This is a genomic window from Corynebacterium tuingiense, from assembly GCF_046718165.1.
GTDB lineage: Bacteria > Actinomycetota > Actinomycetes > Mycobacteriales > Mycobacteriaceae > Corynebacterium.
Window position 1 is genome coordinate 1,003,570 of sequence record NZ_CP177101.1, and the last position, 24,606, is coordinate 1,028,175.

At 61.2% G+C, this 24,606-nt stretch carries 19 protein-coding genes; 6 read left to right on the forward strand and 13 right to left on the reverse strand.

The window, feature by feature from the left end; genetic code table 11:
• Positions 1-3 precede the first annotated feature (3 nt).
• The 3 genes from ACLI1T_RS04810 to ACLI1T_RS04820 all read right to left on the reverse strand — a co-directional run bounded on the left by ACLI1T_RS04810 (position 4) and on the right by ACLI1T_RS04820 (position 2,970).
• The gene (locus ACLI1T_RS04810; protein ID WP_411703182.1) at positions 4-1,860 is read right to left on the reverse strand and encodes an ATP-binding cassette domain-containing protein; all 1,857 of its coding nucleotides are present in this window, start codon (positions 1,858-1,860) and stop codon (positions 4-6) included.
• A 3-nt stretch (positions 1,861-1,863) separates the two neighbouring features.
• The gene (modA, locus tag ACLI1T_RS04815) at positions 1,864-2,625 is read right to left on the reverse strand and encodes a molybdate ABC transporter substrate-binding protein (RefSeq protein ID WP_411703183.1); all 762 of its coding nucleotides are present in this window, start codon (positions 2,623-2,625) and stop codon (positions 1,864-1,866) included.
• A gap of 84 nt (positions 2,626-2,709) precedes the next feature.
• Entirely contained in the window at positions 2,710-2,970 is a 261-nt protein-coding gene (locus ACLI1T_RS04820; protein WP_411703184.1) for a DUF2249 domain-containing protein, read from the reverse strand.
• A gap of 69 nt (positions 2,971-3,039) precedes the next feature.
• Here ACLI1T_RS04820 and ACLI1T_RS04825 point away from each other — a divergent pair, with 69 nt between their 5' ends.
• The 3 genes from ACLI1T_RS04825 to ACLI1T_RS04835 are packed head-to-tail and all read left to right on the forward strand — an operon-like array spanning position 3,040 to position 6,688.
• Complete coding sequence (locus ACLI1T_RS04825; protein ID WP_411703185.1) at positions 3,040-4,116, forward strand: hypothetical protein; 1,077 nt, start codon at positions 3,040-3,042, stop codon at positions 4,114-4,116.
• Positions 4,106-5,305, forward strand: a complete 1,200-nt coding sequence (locus tag ACLI1T_RS04830) for a beta-carotene 15,15'-monooxygenase (RefSeq protein WP_349852642.1) — start codon at positions 4,106-4,108, stop codon at positions 5,303-5,305. Before ACLI1T_RS04825 ends, ACLI1T_RS04830 begins: the two co-directional genes overlap by 11 nt.
• Positions 5,306-6,688, forward strand: coding sequence for a multicopper oxidase domain-containing protein (locus tag ACLI1T_RS04835; protein WP_411703186.1), 1,383 nt, complete (start codon positions 5,306-5,308; stop codon positions 6,686-6,688).
• 292 nt (positions 6,689-6,980) lie between these two features.
• Here the strand turns inward: ACLI1T_RS04835 and narI are convergent, their stop codons facing one another.
• Genes narI through ACLI1T_RS04860 form a run of 5 tightly spaced genes read right to left on the reverse strand, consistent with a single transcriptional unit; the run spans position 6,981 to position 15,281 of the window.
• Positions 6,981-7,760 carry a respiratory nitrate reductase subunit gamma gene (gene narI, locus ACLI1T_RS04840; protein WP_005280178.1) on the reverse strand — a complete coding sequence of 260 codons (780 nt, stop codon included), beginning with the start codon at positions 7,758-7,760 and terminating at the stop codon, positions 6,981-6,983.
• Positions 7,761-7,770: 10 nt separating this feature from the next.
• A complete protein-coding gene (gene narJ, locus ACLI1T_RS04845; RefSeq protein WP_411703187.1) occupies positions 7,771-8,598 on the reverse strand; it encodes a nitrate reductase molybdenum cofactor assembly chaperone in 828 nt (275 codons plus the stop codon).
• A gap of 8 nt (positions 8,599-8,606) precedes the next feature.
• Complete coding sequence (gene narH, locus ACLI1T_RS04850; protein WP_411703188.1) at positions 8,607-10,199, reverse strand: nitrate reductase subunit beta; 1,593 nt, start codon at positions 10,197-10,199, stop codon at positions 8,607-8,609.
• Positions 10,199-13,936 carry a nitrate reductase subunit alpha gene (locus ACLI1T_RS04855; protein WP_411703189.1) on the reverse strand — a complete coding sequence of 1,246 codons (3,738 nt, stop codon included), beginning with the start codon at positions 13,934-13,936 and terminating at the stop codon, positions 10,199-10,201. The genes narH and ACLI1T_RS04855 overlap by 1 nt, the downstream gene beginning before the upstream one ends.
• A 19-nt stretch (positions 13,937-13,955) precedes the next feature.
• Complete coding sequence (locus tag ACLI1T_RS04860; protein ID WP_349853105.1) at positions 13,956-15,281, reverse strand: nitrate/nitrite transporter; 1,326 nt, start codon at positions 15,279-15,281, stop codon at positions 13,956-13,958.
• A 228-nt stretch (positions 15,282-15,509) separates the two neighbouring features.
• Between ACLI1T_RS04860 and ACLI1T_RS04865 the strand changes: the two genes are divergently transcribed.
• Positions 15,510-15,989 carry a molybdopterin-binding protein gene (locus ACLI1T_RS04865; protein ID WP_411703190.1) on the forward strand — a complete coding sequence of 160 codons (480 nt, stop codon included), beginning with the start codon at positions 15,510-15,512 and terminating at the stop codon, positions 15,987-15,989.
• Between the two features lie 51 nt (positions 15,990-16,040).
• Here the strand turns inward: ACLI1T_RS04865 and ACLI1T_RS04870 are convergent, their stop codons facing one another.
• From ACLI1T_RS04870 to ACLI1T_RS04890, 5 genes are all read right to left on the reverse strand, one after another.
• Positions 16,041-16,616, reverse strand: coding sequence for a molybdenum cofactor guanylyltransferase (locus tag ACLI1T_RS04870; RefSeq protein WP_349853107.1), 576 nt, complete (start codon positions 16,614-16,616; stop codon positions 16,041-16,043).
• Positions 16,616-17,095 carry a cyclic pyranopterin monophosphate synthase MoaC gene (moaC, locus tag ACLI1T_RS04875; protein WP_023026346.1) on the reverse strand — a complete coding sequence of 160 codons (480 nt, stop codon included), beginning with the start codon at positions 17,093-17,095 and terminating at the stop codon, positions 16,616-16,618. The genes ACLI1T_RS04870 and moaC overlap by 1 nt, the downstream gene beginning before the upstream one ends.
• A 15-nt stretch (positions 17,096-17,110) precedes the next feature.
• Complete coding sequence (locus ACLI1T_RS04880; RefSeq protein ID WP_411703191.1) at positions 17,111-18,316, reverse strand: molybdopterin molybdotransferase MoeA; 1,206 nt, start codon at positions 18,314-18,316, stop codon at positions 17,111-17,113.
• Positions 18,317-18,327: 11 nt separating this feature from the next.
• On the reverse strand, positions 18,328-19,443 hold the full coding sequence (moaA, locus tag ACLI1T_RS04885) for a GTP 3',8-cyclase MoaA (protein WP_411703192.1): 1,116 nt from the start codon (positions 19,441-19,443) through the stop codon (positions 18,328-18,330).
• A gap of 61 nt (positions 19,444-19,504) precedes the next feature.
• Positions 19,505-21,292, reverse strand: coding sequence for a long-chain fatty-acid--CoA ligase (locus tag ACLI1T_RS04890; RefSeq protein WP_411703193.1), 1,788 nt, complete (start codon positions 21,290-21,292; stop codon positions 19,505-19,507).
• A 374-nt stretch (positions 21,293-21,666) separates the two neighbouring features.
• On the opposite strand from ACLI1T_RS04890, the gene rho reads away from it, so the two are divergent.
• Both rho and prfA read left to right on the forward strand, forming a co-directional pair.
• Positions 21,667-23,535 (forward strand): transcription termination factor Rho, encoded by a 1,869-nt coding sequence (gene rho, locus ACLI1T_RS04895; RefSeq protein WP_411703194.1) that lies wholly within the window; start codon positions 21,667-21,669, stop codon positions 23,533-23,535.
• Positions 23,528-24,604: a peptide chain release factor 1 gene (prfA, locus tag ACLI1T_RS04900; RefSeq protein WP_023026351.1), complete on the forward strand. Its 1,077-nt coding sequence runs from the start codon at positions 23,528-23,530 to the stop codon at positions 24,602-24,604. The genes rho and prfA overlap by 8 nt, the downstream gene beginning before the upstream one ends.
• The last annotated feature ends 2 nt before the right edge of the window (positions 24,605-24,606 follow it).

Consider the following 24,606-nt stretch of genomic DNA (forward strand, 5'->3'; position numbering starts at 1 on the left):
CGATTAACTTCGTATCTCTGAGTGCTGATAAGGGGCTTGATTAACAGAAATCTTATCTTTAGCCACGCTATATGATACGGTATCGCCCGTATCAATACCTAAAGCTACCTGCCTACTCACCGGCACAGTAATGGTGTGCCCGCCCATATTCAGGCTCAACCGAGCATCCGCCATGCTGGCAGCTTCCACCGCGATGACCTTGGTGGTCCAGTGATTGACTTCGGTCGCCTCGTCAGACATCAGGTGCACGTCACTAGGCTTAAAGGTGACCGCTACCTTATTGCCGGCGCGGAGATCGGCGGGCCCGCCGGTGATGGTGGTATTCCCGCAGGCAACGATGGTCTCGGTAGCAGTCGCCTCTGTGACGGTGCCTTCCACACGGTTGAGCCCTGCGATATTAGCCACGAAGCCGGTAGGTGGCACATCGAGGAGGTCTGCCGCTGGGCCGTGGGCGGTGACGCGGCCGGAATTCATGACCACCATGTCATCGGCAAGCCCGGCAATATCCAACGCATTATGGGTCACCAGCAAGGTAGTCCGATCGCGGCGGGTGGCGCGCAGGAAGCGGCGCCACTTGCTGGCGGATTCCACGTCGATGGCTGCCAAAGGCTCATCCAAAATCAGAATGGTAGGCCGCGCAGCGAGCGCGCGGACGAGGGCCACTTGGGCGGCCTGGCCGCCGGAGAGGGCGGGCACGGGGACATCGTTAAGCTCCCGCAAGCCTGCTGCCTCCAGCAATTCCGTGGCGCGCTGCTTATCGCGGGTGACCATAGCGATGGCCTGGTTTGCGGTAGCCCGCGGCGGCAAACCGGGGCGCTGGGTAAGCAGGACGATCTCATTCTGGTCGGCGGTGATTTCCGCGCCGGTCAGCCGCCCAGCGATGCGCCCCATCAGGGTACTCTTGCCGGAGCCATTGGAACCGACGATGGCCGTAATCGCGCGCGGGGTAAATTCCGTGGTCTCCCCGTCCGCCGTGACGGATAGGGTGGGGGCCTTACCCGGGGCCGTCAGGGAGCTGAGTTTCTCGTAGTCCATGCTGTGCAGCTCGCGGGCCTGCGCTCGGTAGGAACGCTGGAGGAGCGAGGGAAGCCCGGCGAGGGCGAGGCAGAGGATAGCCATCGCAATGAGGATGGCGGAAAGCACATAGGCACCATCGGTATCGACCTCGCGCTCCAGGTAAATGCCAAGCGGCATCGTGCGGGTCACACCCGGCTGGGAGCCAGCAAAGGTCAGCGTGGTGCCGAATTCGCCGAGCGAACGCGCGAAAGCAAGGCCGGCGCCTGTAGCCAGGGCGGGAGCGATGGAGGGGATGGTGATTTTGCGCAGTACCTCCCAGCGGGATAGTCCCACGCTGGCGGCAGAGGCCAAAATCTCTTGATCCAGTTGGCGCAGGGCGGAATCGACCGCCACCACGACGAAGGGCAGGGCGACGAAGCACTGCGCGGCGATGACGCCGGGAAAAGCAAAAGCAAAGTGGAAATCTATGGCGTCAAGAAACGGGGCCAAATAGCCCCTGCGGCCGATTGCGGCAGTGAGCGCCAGGCCGCCCACCACGGGTGGCATGGCCAAGGGCAAATAAACCAGGAGGCGTACCACGCCGCTGCCCCGTCCGAGCTGTTGGACCCACAGGGCAAGGCCGGTCCCCAGCACCATCGCCAGCAGCATTGATTGGAATGCCGCGGTAAGGGACAGCTTGAGCATGTCCCAAATCTCCGGTTTGGCGAGGTATTCGCCGATGCGGTCCCACGGTACGCGCAGACCCAGCGAGGCTACGGGAACGAGGATAACAACGACCGCGATGAGGCCGATAAGGCCGATAACGAGGGGAGACTGAAGACGAATGGGCTGGGGAGGGGTCATTGATTAATCTGCTGGGTTAAAGCCGTACTCTTCCCAGGTCTTATCAAAGTCATCGGCCAACAGGTCGAGGACCTTTTGTGCCTCTTCTGGGTGCTCAGCCTCGGCGGAGACTGCGCCCAGGATCTGGTTGGCAAACTTATCAGCATCCGGGATCTCGATGACCTCTACATCATCGCCAGCGGCCGCAGCGTCGGTGGAGTAGACCCAGCCGGCATTGGCCTCACCGGAGACAACCTTGCCCAGCACGTCAGCGACCTGCTGCTCCTGGGAGGCGGGCTTTACGTCCAGGTTGTTTTCTTCGATGATCTGGGAAGAGATATCGCCGCATGGAACCTGCGGGTCACAAAGGACGAAGCGGTCTTCGTTCTGCAGATCCTCGATGGAGTGGATATTGCCCGGGTTTCCCTTCGGCACAACCATCACCATGACGTTGGTGGCAAGCACCTTCGGGTCCTTTACGGTGCCCTCGCTGATGGCCTTGTCCATGGTCTTTTTGGACGCGGTGACCAGCAGGTCAGCGGGGGCGCCCTCGCTCAACTTATTGACTAGGTCGGAAGAACCGCCATTCTGGAATTCGAGGTCAACCGGGGTGTCGAGCTCGGAGGCGCGCTTTTCCAGCTCATCGTTGATGACGCGGGTGGACGATGCAGCCAAGAGGTTCAAGCTGGTCTCCTCTGCATCGGAGTTGGTGGAGGTATCGGGAGAGCAGGCAGAAAGCGCCAAGCCGGTCGCGGCCACGGCGGCTGCGGCAAATTTCTTATTCATAGTGAATGCTCCGTGTTATGTAGGCAACAATGTACGAGAGATGGAGTTATCAGCGCATAGCCTATCGATTGTTACGGAAATATACTACGAAATTCGCGTGAATTTGATGTGATAGTCGTTTTCCTCTTCCTTGAGGTAGGACAGCTCAAATTCCTCCGCGCGCTCTTCTACTTCCTTGAGTAGGGGGATGGGGTTGTGTGGGGCGATGAGGATCATGGCTTGGCCCACGTTCAACGTACCCAAAGCCCCGTGAATGGCGCCGTGGCGCACGGCGTGGGGGATTTCGGAGGCGTTGAGGGTGGGAATGGAGTTCTGCTGGGAGGTATCAGTGATGGGAAGTTCCATGGGAAGCGTCATCCTTTCGGAGGTGGGGTGAGGTTTTACCTTGCCACCAATATTAGTACGATTAAAACCGTGATAAATAATAGGCTCGCGCACCGATTCTTCTTCCTTGCCTGCGCGGGGCTGTCCTTGCTTGTTGGGCTCGCCGCGGGGGCATCCCTGCTCGGCGTGGGGTTCTCGCCGGCAGCGTCTCTAGCTGCCGATCATGGCCCCTTGATGGTCTTTGGTTTTGTTGGCGGCGCCATCGGGCTGGAGCGCGCCGTCGCCGTGCGCACGCGGTGGGCCTGGGTAGGACCCATCTTCCACGTCGCCGGGTTCGTGGGCATCATGGCGGGCTTACCGCGGCAGGTCCCGGCTTTGTGCTTCGCAGCAGGCTTCATAGTGCTCGGATTTATCTATGCCACCATCCACCGGCGCCAGCCCGCCCTGTCCATCATCGTGCAGGCCACCGGCGTCATCGGCGGGGTAGCGGCGGCCCTGCTGTGGGCCATGGAACCGGCGTTTTCTACCGCGATGCCGCTGTGCGTGCTCTACGTGGTAGCGACGATCATCGGCGAGCGCATGGAGCTTGCCCGCATCACCATGGCCGGCACTCAGGCGGATAAGCGGATTACGCTGTGGGTTTTGGGGTTGGCGGCGCTGAGCGTGGTTTATATCCTTTCCCCGGCAGTGGGCTATCGCGCGATGGGCGTGGCGCTTATCGGCGTTGCGGTTTCTACCGTGCGCGTGGATGTGGCGAAGAACCTGGTGCACTCGCGCGGGCTGCCGCGCTATTCCGCCGCGTGCATGCTTGCCGGGTATTTTTGGTTGGCCCTCGGCGGCTATTTCTGGCTGCTCTATGGCGAGAGCTCCGGCTTTGCCTACGACGCCTCTGTACACGCCATCTTTTTGGGCTTTGTCATGTCCATGATTTTTGCCCATGCCCCCATCATCATTACCTCCGTCATCCGCCGCCGCTTGGCCTACCACCCGGTGCTTTTCCTTCCCGTGGCGGTCCTGCATGGCGGGCTGGCGCTGCGCATGCTTGCCGATGTCGCCCGCCACACCGTCGCCTACCAGGTAGGTGGGCTGACGACCCTCGCCGCCGTCTTGGTTTTCCTCGGCTGCGGCATTACTTTGACGGTGAAGGAGGCCCGCCGTGCACATTAATGACATCTCCCTGGCCGCCCGCAGCCGCTGGCACATCCTGACCGCTGCGCTTATCGGCGCGTGGGTACTCATCGGCATCGGCATCAACGTGGCGGGCCACCTGGGCGCGCCCGTGGTGTGGTGGGATCTCATCCACCCGCTGACCATCGGCGCGCTGACCACCGCCATCATCGTATTTTCCACCCACTTCACCGAGGCTCTTACCCGCACCGCCAATAACGGATACCGGGGAGTAGGCGCGCGCGTGGCGCTCATCCAGGTGGGCCTTATCCTGCTCATTATCGATCGCACGGGGTATGACTGGGGCCTGCTTGCCGATGCCGCCTCCCTCCTCATCATCGCCGCCTTAGCCTGGCAGCTCGTTTTTATCTACACGCGTTTGCGCGGATCGCTTTCTGGATCGTTTGCGGTGACGGTGCCGTTTTATGCAGCCGCCTCCATCTTCATGATCGCCTCTGTAATCCTCGTGATTTTAAGCGGCAATGGCGTGGGCAACTATTCCTTCCTCGTGGCCGCCCACTCGCGCGGCATGGTCTGGGGGTTTGCATGGCTGACCATAGTGGGCACCATCGTGACGCTGCTTCCCACCTTGTCTAATACCGCGATTTCGCCTACCGCGCGGATGCGGTGCACACGCGGGCTCATCGTCCACTGCACCGGGCTAATACTGACCATGGTCTGTGGCGCGGTGGGGTGGACGCGCGCGGCGGGCATCGCCCAGCTGCTTGTCGTGCTAGCTGCAATTATGATCATCCAACCGGTACTGGCCACTGTGCTGGGGTGCAACCCCCGGCTCACCACAGCATCGGTATCCGTTATCGCAGGACTGCTGTGGATGGTGGCCCTGTGCGCCGGCGATGCCGTCGCCGCAGCGCTCGGCGCTTACCCGCGCGTCATCACGCTGTTTGTGGTTCCGGCCTTCATCGGCGGCGGCATTTTGCAGCTGGTCACCGGCGTCTTGCACCATCTCTTGCCCACGCTGGTGGGAGGCGGTCCTGCCAAGGTGCACCACGGCCGGGATACCGCGGACCGCGCCGGTTTTGCCCGACTCGTCCTCATCAACCTCGGCGCCCTGCTGAGCCTTGTCAACGCCCTTTCTGCTGGGCTTATCCTCATGGGGATAGGCTTAGCATTAAACGTGCTTGCCGTGGGACGCGCCGTCTACCAACAACAGAATCTGGAGAATTAAATGCTTAGTGTTTCTTCCCCACAGCCACAGGATAAGCCGCCGGAGTCCGGTAACTCCCAATGGGCCTCGTGGTTACTTATCGGTATCGCGCTGGCCGCGGTGATCGCGCTCGCCCTAGTCAATACCACCTCTAAGGACTCTCAACCGGCGGGCTCTGTTGCCGAAGGTGAAACCCACACCATTGACGTAGAAGTCGATGGTATGGCCTTCGTCCCCAACCACGTTGATATCGATCCCGGCACCCACTTGGTGGTTAACTTCACCAATACCGGGGACCAAGTCCACGATCTAAAGATTGGTGATGCCGAAACCGGCCGCGTCGATCCCGGCGATACCGTGCAGCTCGATGCCGGTGTCATCGAATCCAGCATCGAAGGCTACTGCACCATTGCCGGTCACCGCCTGCAAGGTATGACCTTTGACGTCAACGTGGACGATTCCGCGCCAAGCACCGGCGGGCACGATCACCACCACGCCGTGGCAGGGGCATCCAACCCGCACGTTGATGTTCCGAGCGCCGCCGAACTCGGTGCCTCCCGCGAAGGTTTTAGCGCCTATGACGCCTCCCTGGCGCCGGCGGCTAATACCACCACGCACGAAGAAACCTGGTCGATGACCGAGGAAATCGTTGAGGTAGCCCCAGGAGTTAAGCAGATGCAATGGCTTTTTAATGGCCAGGCGCCAGGGCCGACGCTGCGCGGCAAGGTGGGCGATAAGTTCAAGATCACCATCAAGAACGAGGGCAGCATGGCCCATTCCATCGACTTCCACGCCGGTGAGGTCAACCCGGATGAAAACATGAAGTCCATCCAGCCCGGGGAAGAACTAACCTACGAATTCACCGCGAATCGCTCCGGCATTTGGATGTATCACTGCTCAACCGCCCCGATGTCCCTGCACATCGCCAACGGCATGGCCGGTAACGTCATCATCGATCCACCAGATCTCAAGGACGTAGATGCCGAGTACAACTTCATCGCCAACGATGTATTCCTCGGTGAGGAAAAGACCGGCGCCGACGCCCAGCGCGTGGCCGATGGCGACTTCGACCTCATGGCCTTTAATTACTACCCCAGCCAGTACGACGTCGACCCCATCAAGGCCAAGGTGGGCGATACCGTCCGCCTGTGGATCATGAACGTAGGCCCCGACCAGCCGCTTAGCTTCCACGTGGTGGGCGAGCAATTCGATACCGCCTATAAGGAAGGCGCCTACCTCATCAAGGACGAGGATAAGACCGGCTCGCAGGCCTTCGACCTGCTTCCCGCGCAAGGCGGGTTCGTCGAGATGACCTTTAACGAGCCCGGAACGTATTCCTTTGTCAATCACATTATGACCAACGCCGAGAAGGGACAGCACGGCAAGTTCGTCGTCACCGAATAGCGCGTTTCCAACCCCGCACCTCGCCCTTCGCGCTCACCAGGGCACTGCCGAGAGGTAGTTCCATCTCTTACTGTGAGCGCGAAGGGCGGGGGTTCTTTATTGGCCACCTCCCTTGGCGCTCACAGGGGGCTAGTGATTGCGGGCGTGCCGCTCTGCCGGTGAGCGCGAAGGGCGCGTGAGGCGCATGGTGGGCGCATGGGCAGCGCAGGAGCAGTTGTAGACAAAAGGGAACCGCCGCGGGCCATTCACATAGTGGACAGCGCGCGGCGGTAAAGAGGAGCGGGGAAACTACTTAGGCACCGTGGCCCGGGGTTTCTCCTTCCAATTGCTTCCGGTTGGAGCGGATAGGCTCCCACGCGGTATTGGAGCGCATCGGGGTGGTGCGCTCGTCTCGGGAGCGGTAGACCACGTACGGGCGGGTAACGTAGCCGACCGGCGCCGAGAATGCGTGGACGAGGCGGGTAAAGGGCCACACGGCGATGATGGTGAAACCGCAGAGGACGTGGACCTTAAATTGCCATGGGGCACTGGCCATGAGGTCGGGCTGGATGTTGAAGATCAACAGCTGGCGCAGCCACGGGGAGATGGTTTCGCGGTAGTCGTACCCACCGGTGCCGGCGAGGTCAAAAAGCTGCAGGGTAAAGGTGGCAAAGGAACCCGATACCAGCGCGAGGCCGAGCAGCGCGTACATGACCTTGTCCGAGGTGGATGTGGACAAGAACACGGAGCGGTTCTTTAGCCTGCGGTACAGCAAACCGGCAAAGCCCAGCAGAACCGCCAGCGCGGCAATGGAGCCTGGAATGGTGGCCAGGAGGTGGTAGGCGTGATCGCTGATGCCAACGGCCTGGGTCCAAGACTTGGGGAATGCCAAGCCCATCAGGTGGCCGATGACGACGAAGACCATGCCCCAGTGGAAGAGCGGCGAGGATAAACGCAGCAGCTTGGATTCATAGATTTGGGAGGAGTGGGTGGTCCAACCGAATTGGTCGGAACGCCACCGCCAGAAGATGCCCACGAAGAACGCCGCGATGGCTAACCACGGGAAGGCACCCCAGAGGAAGTTATCAAACATAATGTGGCTCCTAGACGAGGTCTGGTTGGGTAGTGGGGAAGGGAAGGTCTGCAATGCCGACCATCTCGGCGGGTGGGCCGGTGCGGATGAGATCGACGTACTTTTGCGCGGTATCAGAATCGACTTCTGGAAGGGCCTTGCACAGCGCGACGATCAAGCTGACATACGGCGAACGCTCGCGAGCGAGGGCCGCGCGCAGCACCTCGATTCCTTCGCGGTAGCTGGCCACCAATTCAACGGCGCGCTCGTGGGTTTCCCCCTCGCTCATGGCGAGGGCTTCGAGGACCACGCAGAGGTGATCGGGTAGTTCTTCATCCGAAATCTCGAAGCCGAGCGACTCCAATTGCTGGCGGAAGGACAAAATGGCCATTCCGCGCTGGCGGGTATCGCCGACGGCGAAGTAGGACAGGTACAGCGCGCAGCGTCGGCGCTGGTCAAAGGTCTCGACGTAGTGCTCTTCCAAGCCGCGCGGGCCGATGCTGCGGGCCCATTCGGCGAAGTTGATGAAGTCGGTGGCAATGGCCAGCGGCAGGTCATCTACTTGGTCTTCGACCACGGAGAGGCGGTCAAAGATGTCTTCGCCTGGGTAATTAAGCAGCACGGACACGGCCATGGCGACTATCCGCCGCTGGTCTTCGGTGACCTCGACAGGCGTGACGAATTCGCGCGGGACTTTTCCGGTGTGGGTGCGCAGCGTCTTTTCGACGTCCTTGGCACCGCCCATGGAACCGATGCCGGCGGGAGTTCCGAACCCGGCCACGGGGGCATCGGCACCCTGCGGGGCAGATTGCCGCTGCAGAGATTCCTGGCGCTTGCGGAGTTTATCGAAGATATTCACGGCTTCACCTACTTCCGCGGCGGGAACATGGCATCGGGGCGGTCGCCGCTCCAGGAGAGCAGCGAGACCTTACCTTGCGGTTCGGCGCCGTGGGTGCAAGCTTCGGGCGCGCCCATGCCAAGGTCGTGGAAGACGTCCTCGGAGGCCTTGGCCGGGTCCACATCGCCGAACGGATCCAAATCGGTAATGCCGCGCGGGGATTCCGGCGAGGCGGTGGGGATGACGTAGCGGTCATCGTATTTAGCGATGGACAACAGGCGGTACATGCCTTCCATATCCCTGCCCGTCATGCCGACTGCCTGGGCGATTTCCTCCTGCGGCTCGTTGCCCAGGTTGATATCGCGCATATACGAACGCATGGCGACGAGCCGGCGCAGCGACTTTTCCACCGGGACGGTATCGCCGGCGGTAAATAGGCCCGCCAAGTATTCCAGCGGAATGCGCATATTCGATAGCGCCGAGAAAAGGATCTTGTGGTCCTCACCGTCGTTGCCGGTTGCGGTCACCTTGTCAACGATGGGCGACAGCGGCGGGATGTACCAGACCATCGGTAGCGTGCGGTACTCCGGGTGCAGCGGCAGAGCGACGCCGTACTTGAAAATGAGGTCATAGATCGGTGACTGCTGCGCGGCATCGATCCAGGAGTGCGGGATGCCCTCCGCCTGGGCCGCGCGGACTACCTCTGGGTCGTGGGAGTCGAGCATGATCGACTTTTGGGCCTCGAAAAGGTCCTGCTCATTCTCGGTGGAGGCGGCCTCGGCGACGCGGTCGGCATCGTAGAGGATGACGCCCAAGTAGCGCAGGCGTCCCACGCAGGTCTCGGAACAGACGGTGGGCTGGCCCACCTCGAGGCGCGGGTAGCACAGCGTGCACTTTTCGGCCTTGCCGGTCTTGTGGTTGAAGTAGACCTTCTTATACGGGCAGCCGGATACGCACATGCGCCAGCCGCGGCAGCGGTCCTGGTCCACCAAGACGATGCCGTCTTCGGTGCGCTTGTACATCGCACCGGAGGGGCAGGAGGATACGCAGGTCGGGTTCATGCAGTGCTCGCAAATGCGCGGCAGGTAGAACATGAACGAGTCCTCGATTTCCTTCTTGACCTCGAGGTTCATGTTGTGGAGAACGGGGTCATCGTCAAGCGTGGCAGTAGAGCCGCCCAGGTTATCGTCCCAGTTGGAAGACCATTCAATCTTGCCGATGTCCCGTCCGTCGATCTGGGAGACCGGCTTGGCGGTCGGCTGGGTCTTCTGGCCCGCCTCGGCGCCCATCAGGTCCTCGTACTGGTAGGTCCAGGGCTCGTAGTAATCCTGGATGGTGGGCAGGTTGGGGTTGTGAAAGAGGGTGGCTAGCTTCTTGAGGCGGCCGCCGGCCTTGGGCTTGATCTTGCCGGACGCCGTGCGCTCCCAGCCGCCCTTCCACTTTTCCTGGTCCTCCCAGGTGCGCGGGTAGCCGAGGCCGGGGCGGGTTTCGACGTTATTGAACCAGATGTACTCGGTGCCTTCGCGGTTGGTCCATGCCTGTTTACAGGTAACTGAACAGGTGTGGCAGCCAATGCACTTGTCCAAGTTCATGATCATGGAGATTTGGGCCATGACTTTCATTAGTAGGATACCTCCTGGGAACGGCGGCGTACGCGGGTGACTTCATCGCGGTTATTGCCGGTAGGGCCGATGTAGTTGAAGTGGTAGGTCAGCTGGCCATAGCCGCCAGCGATGTGCACCGGTTTGATGGAAATGCGGGTCAGCGAGTTGTGCGTGCCGCCGCGGCGGCCGGTGTGCTCGTTGATCGGCGTGCCCACGGTGCGCTCCTGTGCGTGGTTGCACAGCATGGTTCCCTCCGGAATGCGGTGGGAGACGATGGCGCGGGCGGAGACGACGCCGTTGCGGTTATATACCTCAACCCAGTCGTTGTCCGTGACGCCGATTTTCTCGGCGTCCTTATTGGACATCCAGACCACCTGGCCACCGCGCGAGATGGACAGCACGTGCAGGTTGTCGAAGTACTGCGAGTGGATGGACCACTTATTGTGCGTGGTCAAGTAACGCAGCGTGACTTCAGCCTCGCCGCGGTCATTGGTCAATTCCGTGCCCGGCGCGAATTCGCCGTGCATGTGGACGTGATCGAGCGGCGGGCGGAAAATCGGCAGCGATTCGCCGTAATCCATGAACCAGTCGTGGTCGATGTAGTACTGCATGCGGCCGGTCAGCGTGTGCCAGGGCTTATCAAACTCGACGTTGATGGAAAAGGCGGTGTAGCGGCGCTTATTACGCTTATCGGCGGTCCACTCCGGGGAGGTGATGACCTCCTTCGGGCGTTCCTTGATATCGTCCCACGTGATGCGTACGTCTTCATCGGGAGCGCCCAGCGGGGTGAGATCCTTGCCGGTGCGCGAGGACAGGAACTCAAATCCCTGCTTGGCTAGCTCGCCGTTGGAGACACCGGAAAGGTGCAGGATGGCGTCGATGACCTTGGTGTCCTTGGACAGATCCACCAGCTCGCCCATCGAGGTCTCCGTGGTGCCACAGATGAGCTCGAGTTCTTTGACCTGCTTTTCCACGTTGAACTTGGTGCCGTGCACGCCGGTGCCGGCCTTGGCGGGAAGCGGGCCCAGGTGCGCCCACTTTTCGTAGACCTTGGTGTAATCGCGCTCGACAACGTGCAGCTTTGGCATCGTGACCCCAGGGATAAGGCCCTGTTCTTCGGGGTCGGGGACGATGCCGTTGGGCATGCCAAGCTCGTCCGGGCTGTCGTGGTGGCTCGGCTGGGTAATGACATCGCGTTGCACGCCCAGCCACTTGGTGGCTTTATCAGAGAGGGCTGCGGCCAAGTCCCGGAAGACCTCGTAGTCCGAGCGGGCCTCCCACGGCGGGTTAATCGCCGCGTTAAATGAGTGCAGGTACGGGTGCATGTCAGTAGAGGACATGTCGTGCTTTTCGTACCAGGTTGCGGCCGGGAAGATGAGGTCCGAAACCAGCGTGGTGGAGGTATTGCGGAAGTCCGTGGTCATCATCAGATCCAGCTTGCCCTCCGGTGCCTTATCCACCCACTTGATGCTGCGCGGGCGGTCTTCAGGGGCGAGTTCTTCCGCGGTAGCGTCCGAGTCGATGCCCAAGAGGTGGCGCAGGAAGAACTCGGTGCCCTTGGCGGACGAGCCGAGCAGGTTGGTGCGCCAGTTGAGCAGGATGCGCGGCCAGTTCTCCTCAGCAGACGGGTTGTCATAGGAGAACTCTAGGCGGCCGCTTTCTAGCTCTTGGACCACGTAGTCATTGATGTCCATGCCGGCCCCATCGGCTTCATCGGCAAGGAAGAGGGAGTTGCGGTTGAACTGTGGGTAGGCCGGCATCCAGCCGCGGCGCATGGATTCTGCCATGGTATCGGAGACCATCTTGTCCCCGATGGAACCGTGGCTAGCCAGCGGCGAGCCCAAGTGGGACGCGCGCGAATTATCGTAGCGGTACTGCTCTGTGGCGAAGTAGTAGAAGCCGGTGGAAATCATGTGGCGCGGCGGGCGTTGCCAGTCGGCGGCCATGGCCCACTGGGTCCAGCCGTTGATGGGGCGCAGCTTTTCCTGGCCCACGTAGTGTGCCCAACCGCCGCCATTGACGCCCTGGGTGCCGCACATGGAGGTTAGCGCCAAGAAGGTGCGGTAGATATTATCGGCGTGGAAGTAGTGATTGACGCCCGCGCCCATGATGATCTGCGAGCGGCCCTTGGAATCCGCGGCGTTTTGTGCAAATTCGCGGCCGATGCGGATAGCGGTATCGGCAGCCACGCCCGTGAGCTCTTCCTGCCAGGCGGGGGTGCCGACCTCGCTGGCATCGTGGAAGTCCTTCGGCCAGCTACCCGGCAGGTGGAGATCCTCGCGGTCGACGCCGTAGTGGGCGAGCATGATGTCAAAGACGGTGGTAACCAGCTTGCCGTCGACCTCGCGGACGGGGACGCCGCGGTGGACGATGCCCGCGCCAATGGGCTTGTCGGTCCCCACGTCCTCTGGGTTGGTATCCAGGTCAAAGCGGGGGAAGAGCACCTCGGCGGTGTCAAAGCTATCGGTTTCTGCGATGGACATGACCGGATCGGCGTTGTCCAATGCTAGGTTCCACTTGGCGCTTTCGTTATCCCAGCGGTCTGCCACGGTGCCGCCTGGGTCAACGATGCGCCCGTCTTCTTCCATCACCAGGCCACGGTGGGTGGCGTTGGGGGAGGAATTCAAGGTGGCATCGGCAAGCTGCGAGGCGGTGAGGAACTTACCTGGGGTATATGCGCCGTCGCCGTGGTCTTCCAGGGATACCAGGAAGGGCGAGTCGGTGTATTTGCGCATGTAGTTCAGGAAGTACGGTTCCTGGCGGTCCACGTGGAAGGTCTTCAAGATGACATGCCCCATGGCAAAGGCGAGCGCGGCGTCCGTGCCCGGCTCGATGCGGGCCCACTCATCGGCGAACTTGGTGTTATCCGCAAAGTCGGGCGAGACCACGACGACTTTGGTGCCCTTGTAGCGCGACTCCACCATGAAGTGGGCGTCCGGGGTGCGGGTGACCGGGATATTCGAGCCCCACATCATGAGGTAAGAAGAGTTGTACCAGTCGCCGGATTCCGGGACGTCGGTCTGGTCGCCGAAGGTCTGCGGCGATGCCGGCGGTAGGTCGGCGTACCAGTCGTAGAAGGAGAGCGCGACGCCGCCGATGGTCTGCAGGAAGCGCATGCCCGCGCCATAGGAGATCTGGGACATGGCCGGGATCACGGTAAAGCCGTTGATGCGGTCCGGCCCGTACTTGCGGATGGTGTAGACGTGCGCGGCCGAGGCGATATCGATGGCCTCTTCATAGGAGATGCGGATAAGCCCGCCCTTGCCGCGCTGGGAGATATACGCCTTGCGCTTTTCTGGGTCCTCCTGGATGGCGCGCCATGCCAGGACGGAATCGCCGTGCTTTGCCTTTTCCTCGCGGAACATATCAACCAGCACGCCGCGTGCATACGGGTAGCGCACGCGGGTAGGAGAGTAGGTGTACCAGGAAAAGGAGGCACCACGGGGGCAGCCGCGGGGCTCGTACTCCGGCATGTCATTGCCGGTGGTGGGGTAATCCACCGCCTGGGATTCCCATGTGATGACGCCGTCTTTGACGTAGACCTTCCACGAACACGAACCGGTGCAGTTCACGCCGTGGGTGGAGCGCACCATCTTGTCGAAGGCCCAGCGGTTGCGGTAGAAGACGTCTGCCTGGCGGCCGCCCTTTAAGAAAAGCTGCTGGCCGGAATCGGTAGCTTCGCCTTTGCGTAGGTAGGCGCCGAGCTTAAAGAGTGGATTTGAGTTGCCTTGTTCGGGCGCGAAGTATGCAGTCATGGGGAATGAAAGCTCCTAATTATCCGGGGAATGGGGCGTTGGGGCGGGCGTAGTAGATCCACACCAACACCGTGGTGATGGCAAAGTACACGGCGCAGCCCCAGAAGAACGTCGGTGCAGACATCATGGAGAGCAAGACACCTGCGACAAACGGGCCGAAGGCGCCGATGGCACCGGTCCAACCGATAACGCCGCCTGCTTGGCGCTTGGGCAAAATCATGGGCATCTGCTTAAACGTGCCGGCATTGCCCAGGCCAGTGAAGAAGAAGAAAATGAGCATGGTGCCCAGGAACCACCAGACCTCATCCGGCTCGTCCGGGGTGAGGAAGAAGGTGGCCACGACGGTAAAGATGGTCATGCCCAGGCAGCCAATGAAGGTCCAGATGGCGCCGCCGAACTTGTCGCACAGCGGGCCCCACAGCGCGCGGACGAGCGCGCCGATGAGTGGTCCCAGGAAGGCGTAGCTCGCGCCGGCAGGTAGGTTGTCGTAGGTGCCGGCAAATTCGGAACCTTCGCCGAAGATCTGGTTAATAAGCAGCGCGGTTTGCGCCGCGAAGCCGGAAAATGCGCCAAAGGTCATGAAGTAGACGACGGTAAGAATCCAGGTGTTCTTATTGCCAAAGATGTCCATCTGCTGGCGGAAATTCGCCTTCACGGGAACGTCCTTGAGCAGGGTCCACGCGAGGAATGCGCCGACGATGGCCCACGGCACCAGGAAGATGGCGGGGTTGTGGACAAAGATTTCGCCGTCATCGGTGCGCTGCGGGGCGACAAAGCCCACGCCCAGCAGGGTAAAGCCCATGAGCCATGGGGCGACCAGCTGGATAAAGGAGATGCCGAAGTTACCGATGCCAGCCTGGATGCCCAGCGCGGTACCGGACAGGCGCTTGGGGAAGAAGTAGCCGGTCGAGGGCATGAATCCGGAGAACACGCCGCCACCGATGCCGGAGAGGAAGGCGAGGGTCAGCAGCCACCAGTATGGGGTGGAGGAGTCTTGCACCGCGAAGAACCAGCCCAGCATGGGGATGATAAAAAGCAGCGAGGAGCTGAAGACGAGCTTGCGTGTGCCAAGGATGGGCGGCAAGAACATGAAAATGAGGCGGAAGATGCCGCAGGCCAAACCGGGGATGGCGGTCAGCCAGTAGAGCTGGCTGCGGGTTAAGTCGAAGCCAATCTGGTTCAATTGCGGGGCAATTGCCGATACGAGGTACCAGGTGGCAAAGCCAATGATTAGAACAAACGTGGAGATCCACAGCGTGCGCCAGGCAATTTTGGAATCCCAGTGGTCGGAATCTTCTGGATCCCAACCTTGGATGACTTTGCCTGAGGTATCAAGAGCAGTCATGATGTCCTCACAGGTAGTAGGTCGTTCAACTCCTTAATCTACCGGCGACTATGCTCGAACAGGTAAATAAAAACGGTAAACTCCGTATCTAATTACGGCATGCAAATGTTGCGTAATTCTTGATCGATTCCGATGCCGCAGGTTAACCCCGTGTCCCAAGTATGTTGGTATCGAAAACGGAATGATGTGATATTGAACACACTGCACAGTGGGGAAGGAATGAGACTTATGTCCCAAAGAATGGCGCAGATAATCGTCAGCTCGGACCGCATTTTGGCCGGGGAAAAGCCGAACCGCGCTGGGGAGAAAGCGGTAGAAATCCTGCGTTCGCACGATATCGATGTGGCACCACCCAGTATCGTGCCAGAGGGCTATGCGCCAATCGATGACGCGCTGCGCACCGCCGTGGAGGCCTGCACCGATATCGTCGTGGTCATCGGCGGCACCGGTATCGGGGCGACGAACCTGACCCCCGAGGTCACCGAGCGCTACATCAAGGCCCGCCTCTACGGTCTGGAGACCCAGGTGCTCCTGCGCGGGCTCGAATCCTCGCCCAAGGCGTGTCTGTCCCGCGGGATCATCGGCATGACCGAGCACGGCGGCGGCAGCCTCATTATCAATTGCGCCTCATCCACCGGGGCCGTGGCAGATGCCCTTGGGGTTATTGCGCCGCTGCTTGCCGATGTCTTCCGCTCCCGCGGCGAATAATTCTCCCTCACCCTCCCTTCGCGCTCACGGAGTGGGCGGACTGTGGCTGCTTTAGCCGCGCCGGTGAGCGCGAAGGGCGGGGTGGGGCGGAATATCCTGCAATTCGGCAGGGGTATCGTAATCGTGCTCGGCACCGGTGCCGGCCACCTCGACGAAATCGGCGCCGCAGATAAGCCTGCGCACGGAGACATTGCGTGTTGACTGCAGCGCGCCCAAGCGTTCAAAGAGCGCAGCGGTATGCCATAGCGAACACAGGGGTTGTAAATACCCATCCGCGGCGCGGGTAATCGCGGCGCCGGCGGTGGGCGCGGCATGCAACGCGCCATTAAGGCGCGGCAGCAGTTGCGGCGAATCGGGCGCATCGACCGCGAAGAGCGCTAGGCGGTCGCAATGCGACAAAGCGCGCGCACCGGCCTCGATACCGGCTACGGGGCCGCCGAAAAGCGGCGACTCGCACACCTGCGGCAGGCCGAGGTAGTGCGGGGAAATAACGATAGACGGCATGCCATAGGGAAGCTGGCGCAGCAGGCGGTCCACCAGGCGCAGGCCAAAGGCACGCACCTGCGCCTTATCGGCCCCGCCCATGCGGCGCGATTGTCCACCGGCCAAAATGATCGCGCCGTCCATTAAGCCTCCGGGAGGGTCCTGGACCAATCGCCGGAGCGCCCACCCGATTTCGCCACGATGCCACAGCGGCGGATAAAAGCAGAACGATCGACGCCCTTGACCATGTCAATGAGCGCCAAGGCGGCAACGTTAACCGCGGTCAGCGCCTCCATTTCCACGCCGGTGCGGTCGGCGGTGCGCACGGTGGCGGTGATCTTCACGTGGGCATCGGCAAGCTCGAGATCCACCGCGCACCCATGCACGCCGATGGTGTGGGCGAGCGGCAAAAGCTCTGGGACCTTCTTCGCCGCGGAAATGCCGGCGATGCGTGCGACCGCCAGCACGTCACCCTTGGGCACGGTGCCCTCGCGCAGCGCGGTCATGACCTCCGGGGAGCAGGCGACCTCGCCCTCGGCGGTGGCGGTGCGCACGGTCGGCTGCTTCTCGGTCACATCGACCATGTAGGCGGTGCCGGCGGAATTGAGGTGGGTAAACTCCATGAAAAATTCTCCTCGTTAGTACAGATAGACGGTGGTTTCTTCGCCCGCGGCGGGGGCGGGGCCTTCGATGATGCAATACCCATTGGTACCGGCCAGCGAGACCACGCGGTGGCTGCCGCGGCTTAGCGCGCCAGTAATCCTGGGCTTTCCCGCAAAGCTTACGGTCACAGGAACGATGACGGGGCGCTTGCTTGCCGATGGCAGCGGCACCTCCACCTTCGCACGCAGCTGCACGGTCTCCCGCGGGTGCGGCTGACCCGATAATGCGGCGATAAGTGGGCGGGCATAAAGCTGGAAACCAACGAATGCCGCCACCGGATTGCCCGGCAGTGCGAGCACCGGAGCGCCCTGCCAGGTGCCGATGCCCTGCGGCGCGCCGGGCCGCTGATGAACGTGTCCGAACCACGAATTATCGCCCGCACCCAGCACCCCGTGCACCACATCGAAAGCGCCGGCCGATACCCCGCCGGAGGTAATGATGAGGTCGTGGGATGCGCTGAGCTCATCAAGCAACCTGGATAACTCCGCAGGATCGTCGCCGACGTGCGAGTAGGACTCCGTGTGGGCGAGGGAGGCGAGCATCGGCCCATTGGAATCCGGCAGGAGCCCTGGGACAAGTTCATCCGGATAGGCGGATAGCTCATTGCCGGAAGAAATCACCGCGATGCGCGGGCGCTGGTAAGCCTTTACGGAATAGATACCGGTGGAAATAAGCGCTGCGATAACGGCGGCATTGGCGGTGGTGCCGGCAGTAGCAACGACGGTGCCGCGTTGTATATCTTCTCCAGCGGGGCGGATGTGCGTTTTTGCAGGCGCGGCGGTGATGGTGACCTCGCGCGGCAACTCCGTGGGACCAGGCGGGACGGTGGTGTTTTCTACTGGGACGACGATGAGGCCAGTGGCATCGCCCACCGGCGCTCCGGTCATGATGCGCACCGCATGGCCTGCGGGAACTTCCTGGGCGGTAGCTCCGGCGGGGACATCGCCTGCAACCGGCAGCGTCCACGGACCTGGGCCCGCGCCCGAAATATCTGCGGCGCGGACGAGGAAGCCATCCATGGCGGAATTGGCAAACGGCGGGACGGGAAAGCGCGCTGTGGCATCTTCCGCTAATACCCGGCTTTGCAGCGCGGGGCCAACGGGAACGGCCTCCGCGCGCGGTGCCGGAGCTAGTGCCAGAACCGCGGAAAGGTGCTCAGAAATGGAACGCGATGCGGACATAAATAATTAGATTAGCCGCCAATGGCAGACATGGGACGATCCGGCTGCAAAAAGCCCTCATCATCAATGCCGTGGCCTGGTTTCTTCGTCCACATTTCCCCGGCCCATGCCTCCATCAACTCCTTGTCGCTGGCGCCAGAGCGCATGAGATCTCGCAACTGGGTTTCGGAATTGCCAAACAGGCAGTTGCGCACGGCACCATCGGTGGTAAGCCGCGTGCGGTCGCAGTCGCCGCAGAAGGGGTGGGTTACCGAGGCGATGATGCCGAGCTTGCCGGCGGTGCCGTCGGGGGCGATGGCATCCCACAAAGCGGCCGGGGCCGATCCGCGCGGCTCGCGCGCCGGGCGCATGGAAAAGTGGCGTTGTAGCCGGTGCAAGATGTCATCTGCGGTGACCATGTCTTCGCGGCGCCACTTTTCCCGCGGGCCGAGCGGCATCTGCTCAATAAAGCGCAGCTGGGCGCCCTGGTGCAGCGCATAGTCCGCCAGCGGGACGATATCTTCTTCATTGACGCCGGGCATGACCACGGCATTGATCTTGACGGGATTCAATCCGGCCTCGGCCGCAGCGGCGGTGGCCTCGAGCACGTGGGAGAGACGGTCGCGGCGGGTGAGTGCGGCATAGCGCTGTGGATCGATGGTATCCAGCGAGATATTGATGCGGTCGAGGCCTGCTGCGGCAAGCTTTGCGGCGCGCTTTTCCAAGCCCAAGCCGTTGGTGGTCAGCGCCGTCGACGGCGCGATGCCTTCATCCGTGGTGAGTTCCTTGGTAGCGGCGATGATTTTTTCCAAGGATTTGCGCAGCAGCGGCTCGCCGCCGGTAAAGCGCACCTGGCGGATGCCGAGCTTTTCCACGCCGAGGCGGATGAGTCGGATGGTCTCATCATCGGACAGCGTTTGCTGCGTGGGCATCCACTCTAAGCCTTCGGCTGGCATGCAGTACGTGCAGCGCAGGTTGCAGCGATCCGTCAACGATACGCGCAGGTCGCGTGCCCTGCGGCCGTAGCGGTCAACCAAGGCGCGGGTGCCGTCGCTTGCTGCGGCGGGTAAATCCTCCGGCGGCTGCGTCCGGCCCACGGTGGGCAGGGGCAGGGACACCGCTGAAGAAGAAGGCGTTGGTGAAGTCATTGCTGCCAGTCTAAGAGTGGGGAACTAAGTACACCAAGCTACAACCCTGCCTGGCCGTTGATTATTCCTCGTTTTCCCGGTTAAATTCGCTTTCGTTGATTTCGTCAAGGCGCTGGGCTTCACCTGGACCCTTGAGGCGGATGATGTTGTATTCACCTTCTGCCAAGTGGGTGCGCAGATCCTTCTTATCGAACTTGCCCACTGAGGTTTTATCGATCGACTTCACGAAGGTCCAGTACTCCGGCAGCATCCAGCTGGGCAATTCCTTGCGCAGGCTCTGGCGCAATTTTTCGGCTGTTTCGATGGTGGGAGAGGCCTGATCATCCAAGACAGTTACGGCGAGGGGGCGTTCCACCCACTGTTTATCCGGGTAGCCAATCACCGCGGCCTCTACCACATCGGAATTGGCCATGATGAGGTTTTCCAACTGCACCGAATAAATCCACTCGCCGCCCGAGCGGATGACATCGCGGGCGCGGTCCTCAACGGTGAGGAAGCCGTCCTTCGTTACGGAGCCGACATCGCCTGTGCGCAACCAGCCATCCGCGGTGAACTTGGATTCTGCGGCCTCGACCGGCTTGCCGCGGAACTCGGAGGCCACTTCGCCAGGCTCGGCGGTGGGGGAATGATAATAAGAACCGGTCACGAGATTGCCACGCACCTGGAGCTCACCGGCATTGCGGTCGGTCTTCGATACCACTTGGCCGTCATTGACCACGCGGTACTGCAGCGAGGCGGCGATCTTTCCCTGGGAGATGCGATAAGCCCACCGGGTATCACCGGAAGCTCCCTGTGGCGGGCGGGCAACGCTGCCGACCGTCGAGGTTTCCACCATGCCCCAGACGTGCACGACGTCGACGCCGTAATGCTCCTCCCACATCTTGATAAGCTGCGGCGGCACAGGGGAGCCACCGGCGAAAATCTCCGTCAGTGTCATGCGCTCAGGAGGATTTTGCATGTAGTGCACGAAGAGCTGGATCCAGATGGTGGGCACGCCGTGAGCCACGCGCGGCGACGTGGCCGCGATGACCTTGGCGAGGGTGGGGGCGGAGACATCCGCATCGGGAAGCACGAGCGGGGTGCCCGTCATGAAACACGTAAAGGGAACGCCCCAGCTCAGCACGTGGTAAATGGGGATGCAGCACAGGAAGGTCTCGCCGTGGGTAATGCACAGCGAATCCGAGGAACGCAGCTGCATGGCCTCGAGGTAGAGCGAGCGGTGGGAGTATAAAACGCCCTTCGGCGCGCCAGTGGTGCCGGTGGAATAACACAATGCGGCGGCGGTGCGCTCATCGAGCTCGGGCCAATCGTAGATGGTAGAGCGGCCATCCAGCAGAGCTTCGTAGGAATAAAACTCGATGCCGCGCGGGAAATGGTGGGCAAAACGCTGCGGCGATTGGGAACCGGTGAAAATGACCGAATGCACAGAAGGCGCGCCATTTAAAACCGCACCCAACTGCGGGGCGAGCCGGGGATCGCACACGATGACGGAAACCTCGGCGTGGCTGATGATGTGCCGGATCTGGTCATTCATCAGCTGCTTATTGAGTGGGGTAAAAACCGCGCCCTTGCAGGCGGTGCCAAACATGACCTCGAGGTGCTCGGCGCAATTCCACATGAAGCTGCCCACGCGCTGATCGCCGGTAATGCCAAGGTCATCGTGTAAAACATGGGCAAAGGCCGCCGCGCGGGCAGCGATATCGCGGAAGGTGACCTTCTCTGCGGGGCCAAACTCGGATCCGGTGCCCTCACCGTGCCAGGTGGTAACAGTGGTATTGCCATGCACCGACGCGCCGTATTCCAAAATACGGGTTAAAGACAGGGGAATATCCATCATCGTGGAAAGCATGCTTCCACTGTAGCGGTGTCCAAGTACTCACCGCGAAGCGAATGCGCTATAATTGCGTTCGACTGATAGGAACGCGGGAAAATCTTCCCAATCCTATGCAATCGGGCCCAGTGACAGGTCCCATCGTTATACATTGCCCACAGTCGTTTCTTGAATTCTTCCGCCCCCGCGTACTAGCTACAAGGGGGAATTCCCATAAGGTAACCGGAAGAGGCCCCATGCTTATTGCCCGGCCGGGTGCGCTAGCGCCTTGGCACGAGGGCGAAAAGATAAGAAAAATACACATCGGCTTCCAGAGCACCCGCCCAAGCTTCCCTGAAGTGGGGGAGGGCGGATCCCAATTATGGACCTGGTCAAGCAACGAAAGGATATCCGTGAGCGATACGGACAACACCGCGGCACAGGATCTCGCATCCCTGAAGCTGCCGGAATTGCGCAAAATGGCCGCTGAGCGCGGCCTTCGCGGCGTTTCTGCCCTGCGCAAAGGGGATCTCATTACCGCCATTAAGACCGGTCAGGTTCCCGCCAAGGCGAAGGCAAAAATAGAGCAGGCAGAAAAGGCTGAGAAAGCTGAGAAACCAGCAAAAGATGCGGCGTCTGCCCAGCAGAAAGATAAGCCGTCCAAGAAGGATGACCGCGGCGAGAGCGATAACGGCAAGTCCGGCGAACAGCAGGACAACCGCGGCAATGACCGCAAGGACAACGGCGACGACCAGCGCTATGAGTCGCGGTCGCAGGCCCGCCGCGCGCGCCGCAATCGCGCCCGCCGCCAGGAGCGCCAAGAGCAGGACGACAATAACCGCGGCGACAACAATAGGGGCGACGCGCAGAACCAGAACCAAAATCGCCACCAGGACCGCCGCGATGACTCCCAGGACGGCTCCGATAACCAGGGAGACAAGCAGGGCGAAAAGAACGGCGATAATAATCACCGCAATAATCGCAATGACGATAATAATTTTGACCGCGGTAACCGCCGGGGCCGTCGCAACCGCCGGAACCGCCGAGGTGGCCGGGGCAATAATGATAACCACGGCGGCGGCAATGACCTGCAGGTACGCGAAGGTGATGAGCTGCAGGCCGTCGGCGGCATCTTGGATGTCGTAGACAATAACGTCTCCTTCCTGCGCACCACCGGGTACCGCGCGGGCGATGCGGACGTCTTTGTTAATAAAAACATCGTGCGCCGGCTGGGCCTGCGCTCTGGCGATGCCATTACCGGTCAGGTGAAGGTGGCTGGTCCTACCCACACCCACGGCAATGGCCGCAACCGCCGCAAGTACAACCAGTTGGTGCAGGTCGATACCGTCAATGGAATCGATCCGGAAGAGGCCAAGCAGCGCCCGCACTTTAATAAGCTCACGCCGCTGTATCCCAACCAGCGCCTGCGCTTGGAAACGGATCCAAAGATCCTGACCACCCGCGTTATCGACCTGATCATGCCGATTGGTAAGGGCCAGCGCGCGCTCATCGTCTCGCCGCCGAAGGCCGGTAAGACCACCATCTTGCAAAATATCGCGAATGCGATTGCTACCAATAACCCCGAGTGCTACCTCATGGTGGTGCTGGTGGACGAGCGCCCTGAAGAGGTCACGGACATGCAGCGCTCCGTGAAGGGTGAGGTCATTTCTTCGACCTTTGACCGCCCGCCATCAGAGCACACCTCCGTCTCCGAGCTGGCCATCGAGCGCGCAAAGCGCCTGGTGGAGCAGGGCAAGGATGTCGTGGTGTTGCTGGATTCCATCACCCGCTTGGGCCGCGCCTACAACAACTCCTCCCCGGCATCGGGCCGCATCCTGTCCGGTGGTGTGGATTCCAATGCGCTCTACCCACCAAAGCGCTTCTTGGGCGCTGCCCGCAATATTGAAGAGGGCGGTTCGCTGACCATCATCGCCACCGCGATGGTGGAGACCGGTTCTACCGGCGATACCGTCATCTTCGAGGAATTCAAGGGCACGGGCAACGCAGAGCTGAAGCTGGACCGCGGGATCTCGGAACGCCGCGTATTCCCAGCTGTGGATGTCAACCCCTCCGGTACCCGCAAGGACGAGCTCCTGCTGGTGCCTGAAGAGGCGCGCATCATGACGAAACTGCGCCGCATCCTGTCGGCTCTGGACTCCCACCAGGCAATTGACCTGTTGATCAAGCAGCTTAAGAAGACCCGCTCGAATGGCGAGTTCCTCATGCAGGTGGCTTCTTCGGCACCGATGGCTGCGGATAAGGACGAGGAAGACTATGTCTAATCAAGTTTCCATGGTTGATGACATTGTGTCGGAATACCAGGGCATTGAAATGCAGATGGGCGATCCAGAAATCGCCGGCGATCAGCAGGCTTTTCGCAAGCTGTCCAAGCGGTACGCGGAGTTGCGCCCCATCATCATGGTTAACGATGAACTGACCCAGGCGCGCGAGGATCTCGCGGACGCCAAGGAGATGGCTTACGAAGACCACGACTTCCAGGAAGAAGCAGACCGCCTAGCAGAGTCTGTGGAAGAGCTGGAAGAAAAGCTGGCTGACCTGCTCGCGCCGCGCGATGAGCAGGACTCGGAAGACATCATCATGGAGATCAAGGCCGGTGCCGGCGGCGAAGAGGCCGCGCTCTTTGCCGGCGACTTGGCCCGCATGTACGAGCGTTTTGCCGATAAGATTGACTTTAAGTGGGAGGTCTTGGGCCTTAACGAATCCGACTTGGGCGGCGTAAAGGATATGACTATCTCCTTCCGCGCTAAATCCCCGACGCGCGATGGCGCATGGTCCGTCTTCAAATTCGAAGGCGGCGTGCACCGCGTGCAGCGCGTGCCGGTTACGGAATCGCAGGGACGCATCCAGACTTCTGCTGCTGGCGTTCTGGTGTACCCAGAGCCCGAAGAAGTGGAATCGGTCAATATCGATGACAAGGATATTCGCGTCGATGTCTACCGTTCCTCCGGTAAGGGCGGCCAGGGCGTGAACACCACCGACTCCGCAGTGCGCATTACCCACCTGCCCACGGGGTTGATTGTTACCTGCCAGAAGGAACGTTCGCAGATCCAGAACAAGGCCCGCGCCCTGCAGGTGCTGCAGGCTCGCCTGGACCAGATGGAGCGCGAGGCCCGCGAGGCCGAGGCTGGCGAGCAGCGCGCTTCCCAGGTCCGCACCATGGACCGCTCCGAGCGCGTGCGCACCTATAACTGGCCGGAAAACCGCATTACGGATCACCGCATTGGCTACAAGGCCAATAACCTGGATTCCGTGTTGAACGGCGATATGCAGGATCTCATCAAGGCCCTGCAGGACCAGGAGCGCGCCGAGCGCCTTGAGGCTGAGGGATAAGA

What these genes read in the sequence shown, in the direction of transcription:
- moaC (WP_023026346.1), bottom strand. Translation starts at nt 17,095, where the DNA reads ATGGAGTTTACCCACCTCAATTCCGCCGGCACCGCCTACATGGTCGAT.
- modA (WP_411703183.1), bottom strand. Translation starts at nt 2,625, where the DNA reads ATGAATAAGAAATTTGCCGCAGCCGCCGTGGCCGCGACCGGCTTGGCG.
- ACLI1T_RS04880 (WP_411703191.1), bottom strand. Translation starts at nt 18,316, where the DNA reads ATGTCCGCATCGCGTTCCATTTCTGAGCACCTTTCCGCGGTTCTGGCA.
- narH (WP_411703188.1), bottom strand. Translation starts at nt 10,199, where the DNA reads ATGAAAGTCATGGCCCAAATCTCCATGATCATGAACTTGGACAAGTGC.
- ACLI1T_RS04820 (WP_411703184.1), bottom strand. Translation starts at nt 2,970, where the DNA reads ATGGAACTTCCCATCACTGATACCTCCCAGCAGAACTCCATTCCCACC.
- ACLI1T_RS04890 (WP_411703193.1), bottom strand. Translation starts at nt 21,292, where the DNA reads ATGCTTTCCACGATGATGGATATTCCCCTGTCTTTAACCCGTATTTTG.
- ACLI1T_RS04865 (WP_411703190.1), top strand. Translation starts at nt 15,510, where the DNA reads ATGTCCCAAAGAATGGCGCAGATAATCGTCAGCTCGGACCGCATTTTG.
- moaA (WP_411703192.1), bottom strand. Translation starts at nt 19,443, where the DNA reads ATGACTTCACCAACGCCTTCTTCTTCAGCGGTGTCCCTGCCCCTGCCC.
- ACLI1T_RS04835 (WP_411703186.1), top strand. Translation starts at nt 5,306, where the DNA reads ATGCTTAGTGTTTCTTCCCCACAGCCACAGGATAAGCCGCCGGAGTCC.
- ACLI1T_RS04860 (WP_349853105.1), bottom strand. Translation starts at nt 15,281, where the DNA reads ATGACTGCTCTTGATACCTCAGGCAAAGTCATCCAAGGTTGGGATCCA.
- narI (WP_005280178.1), bottom strand. Translation starts at nt 7,760, where the DNA reads ATGTTTGATAACTTCCTCTGGGGTGCCTTCCCGTGGTTAGCCATCGCG.
- prfA (WP_023026351.1), top strand. Translation starts at nt 23,528, where the DNA reads ATGTCTAATCAAGTTTCCATGGTTGATGACATTGTGTCGGAATACCAG.
- ACLI1T_RS04855 (WP_411703189.1), bottom strand. Translation starts at nt 13,936, where the DNA reads ATGACTGCATACTTCGCGCCCGAACAAGGCAACTCAAATCCACTCTTT.
- ACLI1T_RS04810 (WP_411703182.1), bottom strand. Translation starts at nt 1,860, where the DNA reads ATGACCCCTCCCCAGCCCATTCGTCTTCAGTCTCCCCTCGTTATCGGC.
- ACLI1T_RS04870 (WP_349853107.1), bottom strand. Translation starts at nt 16,616, where the DNA reads ATGGACGGCGCGATCATTTTGGCCGGTGGACAATCGCGCCGCATGGGC.